1 protein-coding gene is annotated in these 1,013 nt (G+C 56.2%); it reads right to left on the minus strand.

Annotated features, from left to right (window positions below; all coding sequences use genetic code 11):
• A partial coding sequence (tuf, locus tag LRL22_RS20385; protein ID WP_270906249.1) for an elongation factor Tu occupies window positions 1–1,013 on the minus strand: 1,013 nt, incomplete at both ends.

A 1,013-nucleotide genomic window follows, 5' to 3' on the forward strand; every position in this document is an offset into this window, starting at 1 on the left:
CCCGGCATTACCATCTCTACGCCTTCCGGCAGTTCGATGGTACCGGTCACGTCGGTAGTACGGAAGTAGAACTGCGGACGGTAGCCTTTGAAGAACGGGGTATGACGACCACCTTCTTCTTTGGACAGCACGTACACTTCAGATTCAAACTTGGTGTGCGGCTTGATGGTGCCCGGCTTGGCCAGTACCTGACCACGCTCTACGTCTTCACGCTTCACGCCACGCAGCAGTGCACCGATGTTCTCGCCTGCACGACCTTCGTCCAGCAGCTTACGGAACATTTCAACGCCGGTACAGGTGGTCTTGGTGGTATCTTTGATACCAACGATTTCCACTTCTTCACCAACTTTAACGATACCGCGCTCTACACGACCGGTTACTACAGTACCACGGCCAGCGATAGAGAATACGTCTTCGATCGGCATCAGGAACGGCTGGTCAATCGCACGCTCCGGCTCCGGAATGTAGCTGTCCAGGTGGCCAGCCAGTTCCAGGATCTTCTCTTCCCACTGAGCTTCGCCTTCCAGCGCTTTCAGTGCAGAACCACGGACTACCGGCAGGTCATCACCCGGGAAGTCGTACTCGGACAGCAGTTCACGAACTTCCATCTCGACCAGTTCCAGCAGCTCTTCGTCATCTACCATGTCACACTTGTTCATGAACACGATGATGTACGGAACGCCTACCTGACGACCCAGCAGGATGTGCTCACGAGTCTGCGGCATCGGGCCGTCAGTCGCTGCTACTACCAGGATCGCGCCGTCCATCTGGGCAGCACCGGTGATCATGTTTTTAACGTAGTCGGCGTGACCCGGGCAATCTACGTGGGCGTAGTGACGGGTAGCGGTGTCGTATTCTACGTGGGAGGTGTTGATGGTGATACCACGCTCACGCTCTTCCGGTGCCTTGTCGATCTGGTCGAAGGCGAAAGCTTTACCACCGAAGTGCTTGGCCAGCACGTTGGTGATAGCTGCAGTCAGGGTGGTTTTACCGTGGTCAACGTGGCCGATGGT

It is taken from the genome of Aeromonas sp. PI_26 (genome assembly GCF_027854445.1).
GTDB classification, from domain to species: Bacteria; Pseudomonadota; Gammaproteobacteria; order Enterobacterales; family Aeromonadaceae; genus Aeromonas; species Aeromonas veronii.